15 protein-coding genes are annotated in these 18,784 nt (G+C 74.0%); 6 read left to right on the plus strand and 9 right to left on the minus strand.

All coding sequences use genetic code 11. The features are described 5' to 3' along the window. The first annotated feature begins 46 nt into the window (after positions 1-46). From ACYX4T_RS12550 to ACYX4T_RS12560, 3 genes are all read left to right on the plus strand, one after another. The gene (locus tag ACYX4T_RS12550) at positions 47-250 is read left to right on the plus strand and encodes a hypothetical protein (protein WP_476014821.1); all 204 of its coding nucleotides are present in this window, start codon (positions 47-49) and stop codon (positions 248-250) included. A 172-nt stretch (positions 251-422) separates the two neighbouring features. Continuing rightward, positions 423-2,087 carry a flavin-containing monooxygenase gene (locus ACYX4T_RS12555; protein WP_476014822.1) on the plus strand — a complete coding sequence of 555 codons (1,665 nt, stop codon included), beginning with the start codon at positions 423-425 and terminating at the stop codon, positions 2,085-2,087. A gap of 49 nt (positions 2,088-2,136) precedes the next feature. Beyond that, positions 2,137-4,017, plus strand: a complete 1,881-nt coding sequence (locus ACYX4T_RS12560) for a serine/threonine-protein kinase (protein WP_476014823.1) — start codon at positions 2,137-2,139, stop codon at positions 4,015-4,017. A gap of 57 nt (positions 4,018-4,074) precedes the next feature. On the opposite strand, the gene ACYX4T_RS12565 is transcribed toward ACYX4T_RS12560, so the two are convergent. The 8 genes from ACYX4T_RS12565 to ACYX4T_RS12600 form a co-directional block, all read right to left on the minus strand. Beyond that, entirely contained in the window at positions 4,075-5,358 is a 1,284-nt protein-coding gene (locus ACYX4T_RS12565) for a hypothetical protein (RefSeq protein WP_476014824.1), read from the minus strand. 564 nt (positions 5,359-5,922) lie between these two features. Beyond that, the gene (ptsP, locus tag ACYX4T_RS12570) at positions 5,923-8,364 is read right to left on the minus strand and encodes a phosphoenolpyruvate--protein phosphotransferase (protein ID WP_476014825.1); all 2,442 of its coding nucleotides are present in this window, start codon (positions 8,362-8,364) and stop codon (positions 5,923-5,925) included. Then, on the minus strand, positions 8,361-9,008 hold the full coding sequence (dhaL, locus tag ACYX4T_RS12575; protein WP_476014826.1) for a dihydroxyacetone kinase subunit DhaL: 648 nt from the start codon (positions 9,006-9,008) through the stop codon (positions 8,361-8,363). The genes ptsP and dhaL overlap by 4 nt, the downstream gene beginning before the upstream one ends. Beyond that, a complete protein-coding gene (gene dhaK, locus ACYX4T_RS12580) occupies positions 9,008-10,009 on the minus strand; it encodes a dihydroxyacetone kinase subunit DhaK (RefSeq protein ID WP_476014827.1) in 1,002 nt (333 codons plus the stop codon). Before dhaK ends, dhaL begins: the two co-directional genes overlap by 1 nt. A 129-nt stretch (positions 10,010-10,138) precedes the next feature. Continuing rightward, complete coding sequence (locus tag ACYX4T_RS12585; protein ID WP_476014828.1) at positions 10,139-11,230, minus strand: M28 family peptidase; 1,092 nt, start codon at positions 11,228-11,230, stop codon at positions 10,139-10,141. A gap of 18 nt (positions 11,231-11,248) precedes the next feature. Then, on the minus strand, positions 11,249-12,337 hold the full coding sequence (locus ACYX4T_RS12590; protein WP_476014829.1) for a glycosyltransferase: 1,089 nt from the start codon (positions 12,335-12,337) through the stop codon (positions 11,249-11,251). Positions 12,338-12,392: 55 nt separating this feature from the next. Further along, positions 12,393-13,430 (minus strand): Kelch repeat-containing protein, encoded by a 1,038-nt coding sequence (locus ACYX4T_RS12595; RefSeq protein ID WP_476014830.1) that lies wholly within the window; start codon positions 13,428-13,430, stop codon positions 12,393-12,395. A gap of 5 nt (positions 13,431-13,435) precedes the next feature. After that, complete coding sequence (locus ACYX4T_RS12600; protein ID WP_476014831.1) at positions 13,436-14,854, minus strand: dihydrolipoyl dehydrogenase family protein; 1,419 nt, start codon at positions 14,852-14,854, stop codon at positions 13,436-13,438. 231 nt (positions 14,855-15,085) lie between these two features. Between ACYX4T_RS12600 and ACYX4T_RS12605 the strand changes: the two genes are divergently transcribed. Both ACYX4T_RS12605 and ACYX4T_RS12610 read left to right on the plus strand, forming a co-directional pair. Beyond that, a complete protein-coding gene (locus ACYX4T_RS12605) occupies positions 15,086-16,240 on the plus strand; it encodes a sodium:calcium antiporter (protein WP_476014832.1) in 1,155 nt (384 codons plus the stop codon). A 27-nt stretch (positions 16,241-16,267) separates the two neighbouring features. Then, positions 16,268-16,552 carry a hypothetical protein gene (locus tag ACYX4T_RS12610; protein WP_476014833.1) on the plus strand — a complete coding sequence of 95 codons (285 nt, stop codon included), beginning with the start codon at positions 16,268-16,270 and terminating at the stop codon, positions 16,550-16,552. 18 nt (positions 16,553-16,570) lie between these two features. Here the strand turns inward: ACYX4T_RS12610 and ACYX4T_RS12615 are convergent, their stop codons facing one another. Then, positions 16,571-17,212 carry a maleylpyruvate isomerase family mycothiol-dependent enzyme gene (locus ACYX4T_RS12615; RefSeq protein ID WP_476014834.1) on the minus strand — a complete coding sequence of 214 codons (642 nt, stop codon included), beginning with the start codon at positions 17,210-17,212 and terminating at the stop codon, positions 16,571-16,573. 144 nt (positions 17,213-17,356) lie between these two features. Between ACYX4T_RS12615 and ACYX4T_RS12620 the strand changes: the two genes are divergently transcribed. After that, positions 17,357-18,730: an HNH endonuclease signature motif containing protein gene (locus tag ACYX4T_RS12620; RefSeq protein WP_476014835.1), complete on the plus strand. Its 1,374-nt coding sequence runs from the start codon at positions 17,357-17,359 to the stop codon at positions 18,728-18,730. The last annotated feature ends 54 nt before the right edge of the window (positions 18,731-18,784 follow it).

Consider the following 18,784-nt stretch of genomic DNA (forward strand, 5'->3'; position numbering starts at 1 on the left):
GATGTGAGGTGGTTCGCGGTGCGCGCGGCGGGCATCCTGTGACGTCATGACCACGACCCCGGACGACACCCACGCCCCGGGCGAGCCCGATGCCGGTGCCGCTCGGGCGGCGCTGCACCTCGAGGCCACGTACGACGACCCGGCGCTCACCGTCTTCCGGACCGCCGAGTGGATCCCGCCGGCCTACCGCCAGGCCTACCTCGACGGCGCCGCGAGCGTCCTCGGCCGCGAGGCGTTCTCCGACTCCTGATCGGGCGCCCGGCCTCGGCGCGCAGGACGGAGCGACCCGCGCGCGGACCGACACGCATCGGCCCGGGTGGACCGATGCAGCTCGGCCGTCCGGCGGTCGAGGATCCGACGCCTCTCCGTCACCATCTGGTGACGCTCGCCACACAGCGGGACGCCGGACGAGGAGGAGACCCATGTCGGAAGCCGTGTCCACCGACCGCAGCGACCTCACCGACCGCAACCACCTCGACGCCCTGGTGGTCGGGGCCGGGTTCTCCGGCCTCTACATGCTCCACCGCCTGCGCGACTCCCTCGGGCTGTCGGCGCTGGTGCTCGAGGCCGCCGACGACGTGGGCGGCACCTGGTACTGGAACCGGTACCCGGGCGCGCGGTGCGACTCGGAGAGCTATTTCTACAGCTTCTCCGACCGGCTCTCCCCCGACCTCCTCGAGGAGTGGACGTGGAGCGAGCGCTTCGCGGGCCAGCCGGAGATCCTGCGCTACCTGCAGACCGTCGCCGAGCGCTTCGACCTGCGCCGCGACATCCGCTTCGGCACCACCGTGACGGGCGCATCGTGGGACGACGACGCGGGGCACTGGACGGTGGAGACCGCCGGCGGCGAACGCTTCACGGCGCGCTTCCTCATCACCGCGGTCGGCTGCCTGTCGACGACGAACCTGCCCGACTTCCCGGGCCGCGACAGCTTCGAGGGCGACTGGTACCACACCGGGCTCTGGCCCCACGAGGGCGTGGACTTCACCGGCCGCCGCGTCGCGGTCATCGGCACCGGGGCCACGGGCGTACAGCTCATTCCCGAGGTCGCCGAGGAGGCCGCGCACGTCACCGTCTTCCAGCGCACGCCGAACTACGACATCGCCGGCGGCAACCATCCGGTCACCGAGGACTTCGACCGGAAGATCAAGGACGACTACCCGCGGATCTGGGCGCGGACCCGCGAGACGGCCTTCGGCTTCCCGTACGACGTCGCCGAGCGCACGGCCCTGTCCGTCCCCGACGACGAGCGCCAGGTGATCTTCGAGGAGGCATGGGCGCAGGGCGGCTTCCGGCTCGGCACCACGTTCAACGACCTGCTCCTCGACGAGGACGCCAACGAGACCGCCGCCGAGTTCCTCCGCAACAAGATCCGGGAGCGGGTGCACGACCCCGAGATCGCCGAGATGCTCGCGCCCCAGGACCACCCGTTCTTCACCAAGCGCCCGCCGCTGGAGAACGGCTACTACGAGACCTACAACCGCGAGAACGTGACGCTGGTCGACGTCCGGCGCTCCCCCATCGAGGCCATCACGCCGACAGGGGTGCGCACCACGGACGGCGAGTACCAGGTCGACAGCATCGTCTACGCGACCGGCTTCGACGCCATGACCGGCACGCTCTACAAGCTCGGCATCACCGGGCGCGGCGGGCTCTCCCTCGCCGACAAGTGGGCGCAGGGCCCGCGGACCTACCTCGGGATCGCCACCCACGACTTCCCGAACCTCTTCGTGATCACCGGCCCGCAGAGCCCGTCGGTGCTGTCGAACATGCCGGTCTCGATCGAGCAGCACGTCGACTGGGTCGCCGACTGCCTGCGCCACCTGCGCGAGCAGGGCGTGGAGCGGATCGAGCCGACCGTCGAGGCCGAGGACGCCTGGGTCGCCCACCACGACGAGGTCACCGCGGGCACGCTCCTGCCCCGCGCGAACTCGTGGTGGGTCGGGGCCAACATCCCCGGCAAGCACCGCAGCCTCTACCCCTACGTCGGCGGGGTCGGCGTCTACCGCGGCATCTGTGACGACGTCGCCGCGAAGGGCTACGAGGGCTTCGAGCTCAGCCGTGCCGGGGCGGGCGCGCCCGTCTGACGCCGACGGACGCTGGTGAGCGCGTCGCCGCTCGGGGACGCTGGGCCGCGTGGCCGCCGAGCTGGGTCCCTACCGACTGGGCCGGCCGCTGGGCAGCGGCGGGATGGGCGAGGTGTTCCGCGCGTGGGACACCCGCCGCTCGCGATGGGTCGCCCTCAAGCTCCTGCACCCCCGGTTCGGCGCCGACGAGGCCTACCGTCAGCGGTTCCGCCGTGAGGCCGAGGCGGCGGCCGAGCTGCGGGAGCCGCACGTCGTGCCCGTGCACGACTACGGCGAGATCGACGGCCAGCTCTACCTCGACATGCGCCTCATCGACGGCACCGACCTCGGCACGCTGCTCCGGTCCGGGCCGATCGAGCCCCGGCGCGCGGTCGCGCTGATCACGCAGGTCGCGGCCGCGCTCGACGCCGCCCACGACGGCGGGCTCGTGCACCGGGACGTCAAGCCGTCGAACATCCTCGTCGGTCCCGACGACTTCGCCCACCTCACGGACTTCGGCATCGCCCGCTCCGCGGGGTCGGTGAGCCTCGCCGCCGAGGACGGCGTGGTGATCGGCACGCTCGCCTACATGGCGCCCGAGCGGCTGCGCGCTGAGCCCGCGGACGCCCGGTCCGACGTGTACGCGCTGGCGTGCGTCCTCCACGAGTGCCTCACGGGGACGGCGCCGTTCGGTGACGGGGACTCGCCGGCGCTGGTCGGGGCGCACCTCTACCGCTCACCGCCCGTCCTGCCCGACGAGGTCCCCGCCGCGCTGGGCGAGGTGGTCGCGCGCGGCATGGCCAAGGACCCCGGGGCCAGGTACGCGCGGGCCGGCGCCCTCGCGGCCGACGCGGCGGCCGCCCTGCGACGCCGTCCGACCGAGCCCCTGCTGCCCCCACCGGAGCCGGACCCGCCCGACCGCGTCGTCGCGCCGCATCGATGGTGGTCGTCCGGGACGCCCTGGCCCTGGCCGCCGTGGTTCCGCCGCGCCCTGGTCGTCGCCGTCGTCGCCGTCCTGCTCGTCGCGGGCGTCTCGGCCGTCCGCCGCTACACCGGGACCGGCATGTCCATCGGCGTCGGTCCGGTCGCCGTCGCCTTCACCGCGAGTGGCGCCGAGGCGGTCATCGCCAACGCGGGCAGCCGGACGGTCACGGTGCTCGACGTCCGCGGGCGCACGGTCATCACGGAGATCCTGCTCGGCGAGGGCCGCACCGTCGGCGCCGTGGCCGACGCGGCCGGGGAGCGCCTGTTCGTGGCCACCACCCGACGGGCGGGTGACGAGCTCGTGGTGGTCGACCTGCGACGGTCCGCCGTCGCGGCCACCGTCCCGCTGCCGGAGCCGACGGTCGGGGCGCCGGTGGTCGACGCCCGCCGCACGACCGTATTCGTGCCGGTGCGCAGCGGTGTCGTGGTCGTCGACCTGGCGACCGGGCGGGTGGCGGGCCGGCTCGACCGCCGGGCCACCGACCTCGCGGCGGGCACCGACGGCACCCGGCTCCTGACCGTCGACGACCGCCGGTCCACCGCGGAGGTCGTCGACGTCCGGACGGGCGCCCCCGCGACGTCGATCAGCCTCGGCGCGCCCGCCCACCTCGCCGTCGCCGCACCGGACGGCGACGTGGTCTACCTCGGCAGCACCGACCCGCGCCACGCCCTGACCGTCGTCGACCCCCGTCGCGCCGGCCCGGTCGACGAGGTGGCGCTGCCCGGGCCGGTGTCGGGGCTGGCGGTGACCCGGGACGGTGCCCGCGTGTTCGCCACGCTGGCCACCGACCCGCCGGTGCTCGCCGCCGTCGACACCACGACGCTCGCGGTCACCAGCGGTTGGTTCGTGGAGGAGTACGCCGACGACGTCGCCCTCGCCGCGTCGCCCGACGGCAGCGAGGTCTGGATCGCCAACACCGACCTGGGGACGCTGACCATCGACGACGTCTCCCGCCCACCGGCCTAGTGGTCATGAGGTGCAGGCGCCGCGCCGACTGGTGTGGGGCATCCGATTATAGGTAGGTCAGTCATCATGGCGACCGGGCGTCCTCGGTAGGGGGCCCGCGACGACTGAGGCTCGGTTGATCGCACTCCGTTGGAAGGGGACGCGGAGATCGCCCCCTGCAGAGCTCGGTACGACACCGGCCAGGACAGCTACCGCTTGCCCTTTCAGAGCCTCGTGCAGTGGCTGCATGTCCGGGTCCGTCTGCAGGAGTCGAGCGTCGAATTGCGAGCAGGGGTTCCTGATGACACGGCCAAGCTCGCCGACGGCACGCTCCTCGCAGTAGTCCTTCCAGTGCACCTCCCGCCCGTCTTCAGTGATTCCCAGCCCGGTCGAAGACCCCGGCGACGTCAGCTTGACACGGTCTCGACGCCACTCCGCCTCCGACGGTTGCCACTCGGCGGGCAGTATCGTCAGGCGGGAGAAATAGCAAGCCGCCGTCCAGTGCGCAAGCCATCCGATCCGTTTGCCGGACGCGATGTGGACGACATTGCGCCAGGACTCCAGCACCGCGTCGGCTGAGCCAGGCTCATTGTTGCCGGCTTCATGGTCGAGACGCCGGAGCAGGATGTCGTTCCCTTCGATGGCGACCTTCAAGGCGCACCGGTATTCGTATCGGCGACTCTTGCGCAGTAGGCGGAGCGACCGGCGATAGCGGTCGGGCCGGAACCAGGACCGCCAGTACGCTCGTTCTCCCTTGTCGCGTCGCCACGGCACGTATGTACGCAGAAATGCGATCAGCACGTTCGGGATTTCGAGGCGATCATGAGCGTACTTGAGGCTACGGTTTGCGGACCGCAGGCGCTCGAGCTTCTCGGCGGTGCTCGTTTCAACGGTCACGGCGTGATTCACTGACGCTGCCGCAAGCCTGTAGCTGAGGTCGATGTTCTGGGGCCAGAGGCAAGCTGCAGCGTGGTAGACCACCGCCGCTGCGTCGAACTCGCGGCGCTTCTCGTGAAGATTTCCGTGAGCCAAAGCGATGCGTGAATTGCCGGGGCATCTTCTCGCCGCCTCGGAGTACTTGTCGTGGGCCTCGGCGTAGGCCCTGGCTGCCTCGGTGGCGTTACCCCGTTTCGCCGCGGCGTCACCCTCACGCTCGCGGTAGAGCCCGATCCTCCATTGTGTGTACGCATTGTTCTTCCAGTGCCCCCATCGCGGCGTTCGTCCGAGGAGCCGCGGCTGCTCCAGGACCGCCTCGGCGCAGAATCCGCCGACGACGTGGTAGAGCTCGAGCAGTGTGGGTGCGGCGATGCTCCGAGCAGCGACGATCTCCCCGTGCGGCTCACGGACAATCTGAACTCCCACCGACAAGCCCCTCTTCGGAACTTCGGGGACGAGTCGGATGTTGAGCGTTGGTCGGTGCCGCGAGAGCAGAGCTCGTGTCAGGTGGCCAGCCCAAGTGGAGTCATTCCGCTGTGGCGCTGCGGCAACGAATTGGTTCGTCAATGAACCGGCAGGTCCAGGCGCAAGCTCAACTTGCGAGCCCACGTCTCCGCCAAGGTAACTACGCAACCGAGAAGGGAGCTCAAGGAGCGTCTCTGGTTGTCCGGCGACGAACTCAGTCTTTGCGTGTTCGAAGAGAAGCGAGTGGACCACGATCGGTAGTGCACGGCGCCATGCGGTTGCCCGCCATACCGAGGCGAGAATGTGTACTACCATAATGGATAGGGCAATGCCGAGAGGTGCCACCACTGCCGTGACAACCACGCGGACGATCTCTTGGTTCATCCCACCGCTCTCCGACGTCCTGCGTCACGAGTCGCGCGAGAGCGAGGTATCGCTACCTGGCATGTGCCAGAAGCACCCGTTCAGCCCACAGAGCACCCGATGACGCGCCGAAGAACGGATGGGATCCGATACGACCTGCCGTCACGCCAGCAGCCCCCGCACCGTTCGCGCGTCCGGACACCGCAGGGCGGCCTGCGCCAGCTCCCGCGCCGCGCCCAGGTCCACCTCCCGCACCGCCTGCTTGACGACGCCGACGGCGGCGGGGGCGACGGACAGCTCGCGCACCCCCAGCCCGAGCAGCAGCGGGACGGCCTGCTCGTCCGCGGCGGCCTCCCCGCACACCGCCACGAGCACGTCGTCGCCCGCCCCGGCGACCGTCGCCGCGATCAGCGCCAGCACCCCGGGGTCGAGGGCGTCGGCGAGGGCGGCGAGGTCCTCGTTGCCGCGCTCGGCGGCCAGGGCGTACTGGGTGAGGTCGTTGGTGCCGATCGAGAGGAAGTCGACCGACGACGCGAACGACGCGGCCTTGAGGGCCGCCCCCGGCACCTCGACCATGATCCCGACGCGCAGGTCGGGACGGCCTCGCCCGACGGCCTCGACCGCGCCGTCGAGCGCCCGGCGGGCGGCGTCGAGCTCGTCGACGGTGCTGACCATCGGGAACATGACGTCGACCGGGTGGTCGTGGGCGACCCGCACGATCGCCTCGAGCTGGTCGGCGAGCAGCTGCGGCCGGGCGAGCGCGAGCCGCAGCCCGCGGACTCCGAGGAAGGGGTTCGCCTCGGCCGGCATCGGCAGGTAGTCCAGCGGCTTGTCGCCGCCGACGTCCAGGGTGCGCAGGGTGAGGCGCCGGCTCCCCATCGCCTCGGCGATCGCGCGGTAGGCGGCCTCCTGCTCGTCGACGTCGGGCGCGTCGTGCCGGTCGAGGAAGGAGAACTCGGTGCGGACGAGGCCCGCGAGGTCCGCCCCGACCGCCGCCGCGGCGTCGTCGACGGAGCCGACGTTGGCGCCCACGAGCACGGTGGTGCCGTCCCGGGTGACCGCCGGCTCGTGGGCCCGCCGCAGCGCGTCATCGCGGCGGCGGGTGTGCGCGGCGGAGCGGGCGCGGAAGTCGGCGAGGACCGTCTCGTCGGGGTCGACGGCCAGCTCGCCGGTGGTGCCGTCGACGGCGAGCACGCCGGCCTGCCGCGCGCGGGCCGCCAGCGCGGCGCCCACCCCGACCACCGCCGGCACGCCCCGGGCGCGCAGCAGGATCGCCGCGTGCGCGGTGGGGCTGCTGCCGGCGAGGACCACCGCGGGCGTGCGCCCCGGATCGATCAGCGCGGCGTCGGCGGGGGTGAGGTCGTCGGCGACGAGGACGCCGTCGGACGCCGCGGCGGTCCCGGCGTGACCGCCCAGGGCGCCGAGCACCTGGTCGCGCACGTCGCGCACGTCGCGGGCCCTCCCCCGCAGGTACTCGTCGGTGCCCGCCGCGAGCGCCGCCTCGACGGCGTCCATGGCGTCCGCCCACGCGGGCGCGGCGTCCGCCCCGTCCTCGATGCGGGCGTCGGCGTCGGCGAGCACGTCGGGGTCGTCGAGCAGCAGCAGCTGGGCGTCGAAGATCGTCGCCTCGGCCTCGCCGATCTCGCGGGCCGCGCGGTCGCGGACGGCCCGGAGGTGCTCGCGGCCGCTCGCCCGGGCCTCGTCGAGACGGGCGCGCTGCTCGGTCGGGGTGCCGGCCACGGGCGCCGGGAGCGTGATCCCGGCGGGCGCCGCCACCCGGACCGGGCCGATCCCGACGCCGGGCGAGGCGGGGATCGGGCGCCCCGTCCCCCGGGGCACCGGAGCCGGCGCGGGAGCCGGCCCGGACGCCGCGGTCGCCCTCTCCCCGAACGAGTCCTCGGCGAGCTCCTGCAGCCGGCGCACCGCTTGGCGGGCGTCGGGCCCCGACGCGCGGACGGCGACCTCGTGGCCCTGCAGCGCGCCGAGGGTCGCCACCTTCGACATGCTCGCCGCCGACACCTCGGGGCCCTCGACGGTGACGTTGCGCAGGCGCACGTCGGCGTCGAGCCCTCGCACCGCCGCCACCAGCGCCGCCGCCGGGCGCGCGTGCAGCCCGTGCGGCATACGGACGGTGAAGGTGCCGGTCTCCTCCCCCTCGCCGGCCGGCGCGACCTCGGGAGCGGGTGCGGGTGCGGCGTCGCCGAGGTGACCCGACTTCGCCGCCAGCGCGTCGCCCGCCTCGGCCGCGACCTCGGCCGCCGACGCCCCGCCGGCCGCGCTGACCACCGCGACGACCAGGCCCTCGACCAGTGGCGCCGGGCACAGCACCACCCGCTCGCGGACCTCGTCGTCGACGAGCTCGAGCGCGAGCTCCGCGGAGAGGACGGCGCTGCCCATGTCCATGAGGACGACCACGCCGTCGCCCTGGTCGGCGTCCGTGAGCGCCTCCGAGATGGCGACGGCGTCGGTGCCGAAGCCCCCGTCGTCGGCGCCGGCGGCGACCTCGACCGGCACGCCGCCGCCGGCGTTCATCTCCCCGGCCAGGGCCACCGCCGCGTCGGCGAGGGCCCGGCTGTGGGAGATCACGACGATCCCGACCGTCACGCGGCCTCCTGGTCGGCGACGGTCGAGGCCGCCGCGGCGACGAGCAGCGCCGCGGAGGTGGCGCCCGGGTCCTGGTGGCCGATGCTGCGCTCGCCGAGGTAGCTCGCGCGTCCCTTGCGCGCGAGCATCGGCGTCGTCTCGTCGCGGCCCCGCTCGGCGGCGTCCGCGGCCGCCCGCAGCGCCGCCGCGAGGGGCTCGCCCGCGGCCAGCGCGCCGTCGAGCGCGTCGAGGGCCGGGGCGAGGGCGTCGACCATCGTCTTGTCCCCGGGCTCGGCCTTCCCGCGGGCGACGACCCCGTCGAGCCCGGCCCGCAGCGCCTTCGCGAACACGTCGGGCTCCATCGCCGTGGCGCCTCCGGTGGCGGGCGCCATGCGCAGGAACAGGGTGCCGTAGAGCGGGCCGCTCGCACCGCCGACCGACTTGACCAGCGTCATCCCGGTCTGCTTGAACAGCGCCGCCGGGTCCGCCGGCGGCGTCGCGTCCAGGAAGGCGACCACCGCGGCCATGCCCCGGTCCATGTTGGCGCCGTGGTCGGCGTCGCCGATCGCGGCGTCGAGGGCGGTCAACGCGTCCTTCTGCTCGGCCACCGATGCGGCGAACGCCCGCAGCCAGCGCTGGAGGGTGTCGGTGTCGACCCCCGCCATCACATGCCCCAGCGCAGGCCGGCGGTGGCGACCGGGGCGTCCCAGAGCCGGAGCATGTCGTCGTCGAGGCGGGTGATCGACACGAGGCAGCCCGCCATGTCGAGGCTGGTGACGTAGGGGCCCACGAGCGAGCGGACCGGGACGATGCCGGCCTTGTCGAGGAGGGCGGCGATCTCGTTGTACATCAGGTACAGCTCGAGCTGCGGGGTGGCGCCCATGCCGTTGACGAACACGAAGACGCCCTCGCCGCCGGTGAAGTCGCGGTCGGCGAGGATCGGGTCGACGAGCATCTGGGCGATCTCGTGCGCGGACGTGAGCGGGACGCGCCGACGGCCGGGCTCGCCGTGGATGCCGATCCCGATCTCGATCTCGTCCTCGGGGAGGTCGAACGTCGGGCTGCCCTTCGCGGGGACGGTGCAGGACGTCAGCGCCATGCCCATGCTGCGGGAGGCGTCGTTGACGCGGCGGGCCAGGTCGGCCAGTTCGGACAGGCTGCGTCCCTGCTCCGCGGCGGCGCCGACGATCTTCTCGACGGCGATCGCGGCGCCGGTCCCGCGGCGGCCGGCGGTGAACAGGCTGTCCTCGACGGCGACGTCGTCGTTCATGACGACCGCCTGCACCTCGGTGTCGGTCTCCGCGGCGGCGAGCTCGGCGGCCATGTCGAAGTTCATGACGTCGCCGGTGTAGTTCCAGACGAGGTGCAGGACGCCCGCCCCGCCGTCGATGTTCTTGGTGGCCTCGGCCATCTGGTCGGGCACGGGCGACGTGAAGACCTCGCCGGCGCAGACCGCGTCGAGCATGCCCGGCCCGATGAACCCGGCGTGCGCGGGCTCGTGGCCGCTGCCCCCGCCGGAGAGCAGCCCGACCTTGCCCGACACGGGCGCGTCGGCGCGGTAGAGGATCCGGTTCTCGTGGTCGATGCGCAGCTCCGGGTGCGCTCGCTCCACCCCGCGCAGCGATTCCGCGACGAGGTCGGCCGGGTCGTTGAGAAGCTTCTTCACGGTTCGACTCCTGGGACTGAAGAGCCCGACGGTGGGCTCACGGACGAGCGCGGCGAGACGTGATTCCACTCCGTCGGGGCGGGGAGAGACCAGAGGTAGCGGCACCCCGTACGGCGCGCGTCGACGCGGTCACTCCCGGTCACGGGCCTCGCGCTCCGGGACGCCACCGAGATCGACCGCCAACAGGCCGACGCCGTAGGCGACGGTGTCGACCATCCGGTCGAACGCGACGCGGTCGATGGTGGCCAGGGTGTCGCAGGCCCGGTGGTAGCAGCGGTCGTAGGGCACGCCGGGCTCGCCGCCCCACAGCGCCGCCTGCTCCGGGGTCTTGATCCCCGAGTCGCCGGTGTTCACCCCGCCGGCGGGGATGCCCGCGTCGACGAACGGGCCGTAGTCGGAGTCGTCGGAGAGGTCGACGTCCCCGGCTTGCACGCCGATCGCCGCGAGCCGCGCCTTCAGGCGGCGTTCGATCACGGCGGAGCCCGGCGGCGGGGGCTCGTCCGCCGTGCCGTCGGCGTCGTCGCCGTCGTAGGTGAGGTAGGCGGCGTTGGGCGAGCCGATCATGTCCGAGTTGAGCATCAGGGCGATGTCGCGGCGCTGCTCCTCGGTGAGCCCGTCGACGTAGGCCTGGGCGCCGAGCAGCCCGTCCTCCTCGGCTCCGAACCACACGAACCGCACGGCGTTGCGCACCGGCGGCGCGGGGCCGAGCGCCAGCGCGACGTCGAGGTGCGCCGCCGACCCGCTGGCGTTGTCGTTGATGCCCGGGCCCTCGGGGACGCTGTCGAGGTGGGCGCCGACGAGCACCACCTCGTCGGTGCGCCCGGTGGTGGTCTGCGCGACGATGTTGCGCGTCGTGACCGGCGGGCTCCCCTCGTCGGCCTCGTCGGACTCGACGGTCACCACCGGCGTCTCCACGCGGAACCCGGCGTCGCGCAGGACCCCGGCGACGTAGTCGACGCTCGCGTCGTAGCCCGGCGAGCCCGTGGCGCGCTGCCCGCCGTTCCGGTCGGCGACGTCCTGCAGGGCCCGGAGGTGGACGAACGCCGCGTCACCGCCGGTCGTCGCGGCCAGCTGCTCGGCGAGGCGGGTATCGGTCGGCGGGTCGGAGGACGAGGCGGGCGGCGGCACGGACCGGCCGGGACCGCCCGAGCACCCCGTCGCCAGCAGCGCGGCGCCCGCCAGCACCGCGCCGAGACGACGTCGCCACCCGGTCACGCTCATCCCCCCTCACCGAGGAGGTCAGCGCCGATCCGGGGTCGTGTCAAGGGGATCGAGCCACCACGCCACGACGTCGGTCTTGGTGGCGCCCCGCGGGCCGGCCGCCACCGGGCGGCCGTCGGTGTCCATCGCGCGGCGCAGCCCGGCGGCGAGGCCCGCGACGTCGCCGGGGGCGGTGAGCACGACGCGGGGGTGGTCGCGCAGGTCGTCGGCGAGGCCGGTCTCGGTGGTGGTGACGACGCGGCAGCCGTGCGTCAGGCCCTCGACCAGCGGCAGCCCGATCTGCTCACGCCAGCCCGGCCGCCGCACCGACGGCATGGCGACGACGGCGGCGGTGCGCAGGAGGGCGTGGACGGTGGCGCGCGGCGGGTCGGCGACGACGGACACCCCGGCGGGCACGGGTCGGTCGGTCGCCCCGCTCGGGTCGGCCACCACCAGCCGCCATCCGCGCTCGGCCGCGCCGGTCTCCTCCCAGGCCGCGGTCAGCACCGCGAACCCCTTGCGCTCGCTGGGCGTGCCGAGGAAGAGCACCGTCGGCTCGCGGGTGCGGTCGTCCCCGGGGCCGACCTGCGGGCCGCAGACGCTGCACGCGCTCAGCCGCGGGGTGAGCACGGTCTGGCGGGTGCGGCGCAGCGCCCACCCGAACGCGCGCCGGTAGTTCTCGGCGGCGCCGCTCGTCCCGTACACCACGGCGTCGAGCCCCAGCAGCAGCGAGACCCCCATGGCGGCGACGGCCAGGCGCGTCCCCACGGCCCCGAGGACGGGCCGGTGCGCGAGCGCGCGGGGGGCCAGGCGCGCGTGGGCGTCGAGGTTCTCGATGGCGTAGGTGGCGACCGTGATCCGCGGCCGGAGCAGCTTCGCGAGCGCGATCCAGCGCACCGCCCGCACCCACTCCCCCGTCCAGAGCGGCTCGGCGACCTCGAGCACCGCGAGCTCCGGGTCGCGCAGAGCCGCGACCAGCCGGCGCGGGGTGAACGGCGACACCCGCGGGTCGGCGAGCAGGGCGGGGTCGGCGTCGGCGCGGCGCGACGTGAACAGCAGCGCCTGCGTCGCGGGCATCTCCTCGACGACCGAGCTCCGCAGGTCCGGCACGATCCGCAGCGACTGCACCGGGGCTGGTTCCCGTTACCCGCCGCGGTCATCCCTGCCGGGGGCTCAGGCTCCGTCAGCCCAGGCGCTCGCAGCTCCCGTCGTCGGCGCCGCCGACCACGAGCACCGAGCCGTCGGTGAGGACCACCGCCGCGTGGCCGGTGCGGGGGCGCGTCAGGGCGTCGGTCACGCTCCAGACGTCGGTGGCGACGTCGTAGGCGTAGCCCTCCGCCCGCACCCCCGCGGCGGTCTCCCCGCCGATGACGAGCACCGCCCCCTCGTCGAGCGCGACCACGGCGTGGCCGTCGCGGGCGTCGGGCAGGGGCGCACGCTGCATCCACCGCCCGGTCGCGGCGGAGTAGTGCTCGACGACGTCGGTGAGGCCGTCGACCGGGTCGCCGCCCGCCACGAGGAGGGCGTCGGCACCGAGCGCGACGAGGTACGCGCCGGAGCGGTCGACGGTGAGGTGGGGCACGGCGAGGCGCCCGGTCGGGGTCCACGCCCCCGTCACCGGGTCCTGGCTCTCCGAGGTCCGCGCGACGTACTCGACCGGCCGCCCGCCGGCGCCCACGGCGAGCCCGATGCCCGCGCAGGCGAGGAGCGTGCCGTCGGCCAGGGTGGTGACGAACGCGTGGGACCGGCTGTACCCGGGAGTCGGGCGCGACCGGACCCTGCCGTCGGCCAGGGTGACCTCGACGAGGCGAGCGGCACCGAACGGGTCCGGCTGTCCGCGGGTGCCGCACAGCACGTCGAGGTGGTCCGACGCCCGCCGCACGCCGTCCGCCGCGGCCAGCGAGGGCTCGACGACGTGGGCGCTCCACACGTTCGTCGCCGCGTCCCACGTCTCGAGCAGGACGTCGGCGCCGCCCGGGTCGCCGCCCACCACCGCGGCGCCCCGGTCGGTGGCGACGAGCTGTGGCGCGACGTGGACGCCGGTCAGGGTGCCGGCGGCGCTCCAGGCACCGGTGTCCGGGTCGTACACCTCGGCCTCGCGCACGCCCGCCCCGCCGGGTGCGGTGCCGCCCGCGACGAGGACCCGCCCGTCGTCGAGCCGCGTCGCCGCGAAGGCCGAGCGCGGGGTCCGCAGGGCGCCCGTCGGGAGGAATCCGGCCACGCGGGCTACAGGCCGTAGGTCTCGAGCAGGCGCAGCCAGACCTCGCTCATCGTCGGGAACGACGGCACGGCGTGCCAGAGCCGCTCGAGCGGGACCTCGCCGACGATCGCAATCGTGGCTGCGTGGACCATGTCCGCGACGTCCTGCCCGACGAAGGTCGCCCCGACGATCACGCCCCGGTCGGTGTCGACCACGATCGAGGCGAACCCGTCGTACCCGTCGAGGTGCAGCGACCCGCCCGCCACGCTGCCGATCTCGTAGGACACCGCGCGCACCGCCAGCCCGGCCTCGCGGGCCCCGGCCTCGGTGTACCCGACGGCCGCGACCTGCGGGTCGGTGAAGATCACCTGCGGGACCGCGGTGTGCTCCGCGGTCGCGGCGTGGTGGGAGTAGCGCCCGCCCAGCTCCTGGCCCCGCGAGCGGGCGACGACCACGTCCCCACAGATGCGCGCCTGGTACTTGCCCATGTGCGTCAGCTTCGCGCCGGTGCTGGCGTCGCCGACCGCGTAGAGCCAGCCACCCAGCACCGTGGTGTGCTCGTCGGCCTCGAGCGGGCGGCCCGGCTCCAGCCCGACGGTGTCGACGCCGAGGTCGGCGGTGGCGGGCCGCCGGCCCGCGGCCACGAGCAGCTCGGCGGCGCGGACTTCGGACCCGTCGTCCAGCGTCGCCACGACCTCGTCCCGGGTCGAGCCGCCGTCGCGCCGGACCGCTGTGATGGACGTCGAGAGCCGGACGTCGACGCCGTCGGCCTCGAGCGCGGCGTGCAGGCGTCGGCCGGCCTCGGGCTCGGTGCCCGGGATGAGGCGCTCCCCGTGCTGGACGAGCGTGACCTGCGCGCCGAGGCGCCGGAACGCCGTCGCCATCTCCACCCCGACCACGCCCCCGCCGAGGATCAGCAGCGACGTCGGCACCTCCTTGACCTGCGTCGCCTCCTGGTTCGTCCAGGCGTTGACCGTGTCCAGCCCGTCGATCGGCGGTCGCGCCGGCGTCGAGCCCGTGGCGACCACGACGTAGCGGGCCGCGACCGAGGTCGTCGTGCCGTCGTGGTGGGTCACCTGCACCACGCGCTCCCCGGTCAGCCGGCCGTGACCGCGCAGCAGGGTGACGCCGGCGCCGGAGAGCCACTCGGCCTGGGAGGAGTCGTCCTCGGCGGCGAACGCGTCACGCCGCGCGAGCACCGCCGCGACGTCCACTCCCCCCGACACCGCCTCGGCGACCCCCGGCATGCGCTGCGTCGCCGCGTACAAATCCACCGGGCGCAGCAGCGCCTTCGACGGGATGCACGCGTAGTACGAGCACTCGCCTCCGACCAGGCGCGACTCGACGATCGCGGCCGACAGGCCCTGCTGGTGCGCGCGGTCGGCCACGTTCTCGCCGACCGGACCGGCGCCGATCACCACGACGTCGACCTCGAGGTCGCTCATCCGTCCGACTCCTCCTCGCGGGCTGGGCGCGTCGGGGGCATCCTCCGGGCCCCGCGCCCGTGGGCGCCACCCGTGCCGACGGTGTCACCCGCCCGGTCGGGCCGCCGCTGCGCCGTTCGCCACTACGCCTCTCGGCGGTCCACGTCAACCCGTTGCACCGACGGATGATCCCGATCACCATCTCCCCCGACGCGATCTCTGTCGACATCGGCGTACTCGAGGAGCTGACGCATGGCCGCGATACCCATCATCGAGTTCGTCCTGGGCATCGCGGTGCTCGTGTACAGCGCCGAGAAACTGATCGGCTACCTGGTCGGCGTCGCCAGCCGCTGGACGGTCTCGCTGTTCCTCATCGCCGTCGTCTTCACCGGCATCGAGTTCGACGACCTCGCGTTCGGGATCGCGCTGAACCTCGAGGACCTCAGCGAGGTCGCGCTCGGCACGGTCATCGGCACGACGATCGCGATGACCGGCATCGTGCTCGCGCTCATGGCGATCGTGGCGCCGTGCCCGGTCGACGTGCCGAAGAGCTACCTCGCGCTGTTCGTCGCCGCGCCCGTCGTCATGTACGCGCTGGCACTGACCGGGGCGCTGTCGGTGGGCATCGGGGTCGTCCTGCTGCTGCTCTTCGTCGCGTTCGTCGGTTGGATCGCCTACCGCGAGTACACCGCGCGCCGTCCGGTGTTCCGCAACGCCGAGCTCTACGAGCAGCTCGAGAAGGCGGGCGTCGGCTCCGGTGGGGGCGGCACGGCCACCCTGACCCGCGAGGGCCCGGGCGACGGCGACACCGGCAGCACGACGGGCACCGGTGCCGGCCCCGACGGCTCCGACGGCCCGAACGGCAAGGGCGGCGGCGGCTTCAACCTCCCGCCCGACCTGCACGTCGACCAGGGCTTCCTCAAGGCCCGGCAGACCTCGCCGGCGGGCACCATCGTGCTCGCGCTGATCGCGCTGATCGGGCTGGTCGTCGGCGCGCTCATCGCCGGCCAGGGCACCGAGGGCATCCTCGAGAACTTCGAGATCGAGGGCACCGTCTTCGGCGTCACCATCGCCACGCTGGCCCTCACGCTCGAGGACATTCTGCTGTCGGTCGAGCCGTCCCGCCGCGGCGCGCCGGAGATCGGCATCGCCAACGTCATCGGCAGCGTCGTGTTCTCGGTGACCGGCAAGCTCGGGATCATCCTGCTCATCGGCGGCGCGATCCTCGTCGACGACGACACGCTCGCCTGGCACATGCCGGTGCTGCTGGTGTTCACCGTGCTCGCAGCGATCTTCCTCGCCACGGGACGCCTGCGCCGCTGGCACGGGATCGTCCTGCTCGTCCTCTACGTCGCCTACTTCGTCGTGAGCCTGCTGGTCTTCGGCGAGGTCCCGGTCGACGACTGACCTGCGACCCACCGGAAAGGTGACGACGTGACCAAGGATCGAGTCGGAGCCGGTCTCGCGGTCCTCGCCGCGATCATCGGCCTGGTGCTGGTGTTCCAGTTCCCGCAGCAGGAGGCCGAGGGCGACGACGACGGCGAGGGTGCCGCCGAGTCCAGCCAGGTCGAGCCCGGAGAGCCCGCACCGGTTCCCGGCGCGCCGGCGCCGCCCGGCCAGGTGCAGCAGCCCGCGCCGGGCGGCCAGGTCGAGCAGCCCGCCCCCGGCCAGGAGGAGCCCGGCGACACCGACGCCGACGACGATGACGACGACGGCTGACGGTCTCGGGGCGTCGCCCTAGCCGAGGCGCTCCCGCAGCGTCGTCACCCCGGGGCCGTCGAGGTCGTCGAGGTGCGCCGCACGCCCGGCCATGACCATGACGAGCGCGAGGGTCGGGCCGGTGACGTCCGGTCCCTCCCCGGCCTCGAACGGGCCGTCGGTGGCGCGCAGGTGCAGGCCCGCGGACACCGTCCCCCCGCTGACCGTGAAGTCGCGGGAGGCGAAGAAGTCCGCGACCGGTGTCGTCGTCGTGACCGGCGGCGTGCGCCCGAGCCCGAGGGGCCTGCGGACGTCCTCGCCGTGCACGACGACCTCGCCGAGCCACGCCGCCTTCGGGCCCCACGTCGACGTCGTGCTGTCGACGACCGCCCGGAACCGCGCGAGGGTCTCGGCCGGCGTCGCGCCGCGGTGCTCGGCGAGGCGCCGGTCGTTGTGGAGGTCGAAGTCGAAGCGCGCGCCCAGCACGCTGCGCAGCCACCGCCACGGCCCGATGCTGGCCGCGGCGGTGAGGTGGGCGACAGTGTCCTCCACCGACCAGCGGTCGCAGAGCGACGGCGTCGCCCACTGCGCGGCGGTGAGGCCGGCGAGATCGTCGGCCAGCGCGGCCCGCTCGGTGCGGGTGGTGGCGAGCAGGGTCGGGGTGTCGGCCGGGTCGGTCACGGTCATGAGGGTCCCTTCCTCGCGGATGCGTCGAGAGGTGGACGGGCCCCGGAGCAGGGACTCATCGCACGAGGCACTGGCTTCCTGAGGGCGGTCTCAGGATCTCCGGCGTCGTTGTCGGGGGCCTCGGCTAGGTTCGAACACATGAGCGAAGGAGTGGGTGCGGCCGAGCGGGAGGCGCTCGCGCGCGCCCGCGCGGACGTCGTCGCCCAGCGCTCTGGCTACCACCGCCGCCTGCAGGCCATCGCGGCCCTCGCCGAGCTCGGGACGGCGGTGGCCACCGGCTACCGATCGACCGAGGCGCTGCTCGCCGACCGCGACAACCTCGACCGCGCCGACGCGACACGCCTCGTGGCCGAGGCCGCCGACCTGTGCCCCCGCTCCACGATGCAGGGCCAACCGCTGCCCGCCCGCCTGCCCGCCACCGCCGACGCCCTGGCCGCCGGCGCGATCGACCCGGCCCACGTGAAGATCATCCGCGAGACGATGCGCCGGCTCGACGCCCTGATGGCCCCGCCGCCACCCGAGGAGTGGTCCGGGGTGGAGGCGGTGCTGGCCGACAAGGCACGCGAGCTGCCGCCGCGGATGCTGCGGGTGCTGGCCAAGAAGTTCGTCGATCTCTACGACCCCGACGGCGCCGCCCCCCGCGACGGCGCCGACGAGTACGACGAACTACGGCTGCACCGCCGCCCGGACGGATCACTGGTGTTCAAGGGCCGCCTCGGTGACCCCCTCGACGCCGAGATGGTCATCGAGGTGTTCGGGGTGCTGGCCGCCCCCGCGGGCGCCGACGACGAGCGCGGCCTGGTCAAGCGCAACGCCGACGCGTTCAAGGACCTCATCCAGGACGCACGCGGCCCCCGCGGCCTGGCCACCGACACCCGCCACGAGACCGACCCCAACCCGCCCGCACCCGAGGACGAGCCGGTCACCGACACCGAGCCCGAGGACGCCGAGAGCCAGCCTTCGCTCGCGCTGATCCCCGCGCCGCGCCGCCCCCACCCCGCCCCGGTGTCGGGTGGCTGGACCGAGCGGCCCGGCCGGGCCCTGCTCACGATCACCATCGACCACCGCTGGCTCCGTGCCGCCCTCGACCAGCGCGGCGGCTACGGCACCCTCGACTCCGGACACCACGTCGACCCCGCCACCGTGCGCCGCTGGGCCTGCGACGCCGAGATCATCCCCATGATCCTCGGCACCCGCTCCGAACCCCTCGACGTCGGCCGCACCCAACGCACCGCCCCCGACGCCCTGAACCAGCGCGACCGCGGCTGCGCCTTCCCCGGCTGCACCCGCCGACCCCGCCGCTGCCACGCCCACCACCTCCGCTCGTGGGTCGACCACGGCGACACCGCCCTGCACAACATGTGCCTGCTCTGCCGCTACCACCACCAACTCATCCACCACGGGCACTGGCAGATCGAGATGATCGACGGCCGACCCTGGTTCACCCCACCCTGGTACGTCGACACCGACCGAAGACCCCGACCCGGCGGACGCCCCCGCGTGCCCACCTGAGATCGAGGACGCCCGGGATGGGGGCGCGACCGCAGGAGACCCCCGCGCCGCTGA

The sequence above is a fragment of the Actinomycetospora sp. ABD4_176 genome (assembly GCF_056311855.1).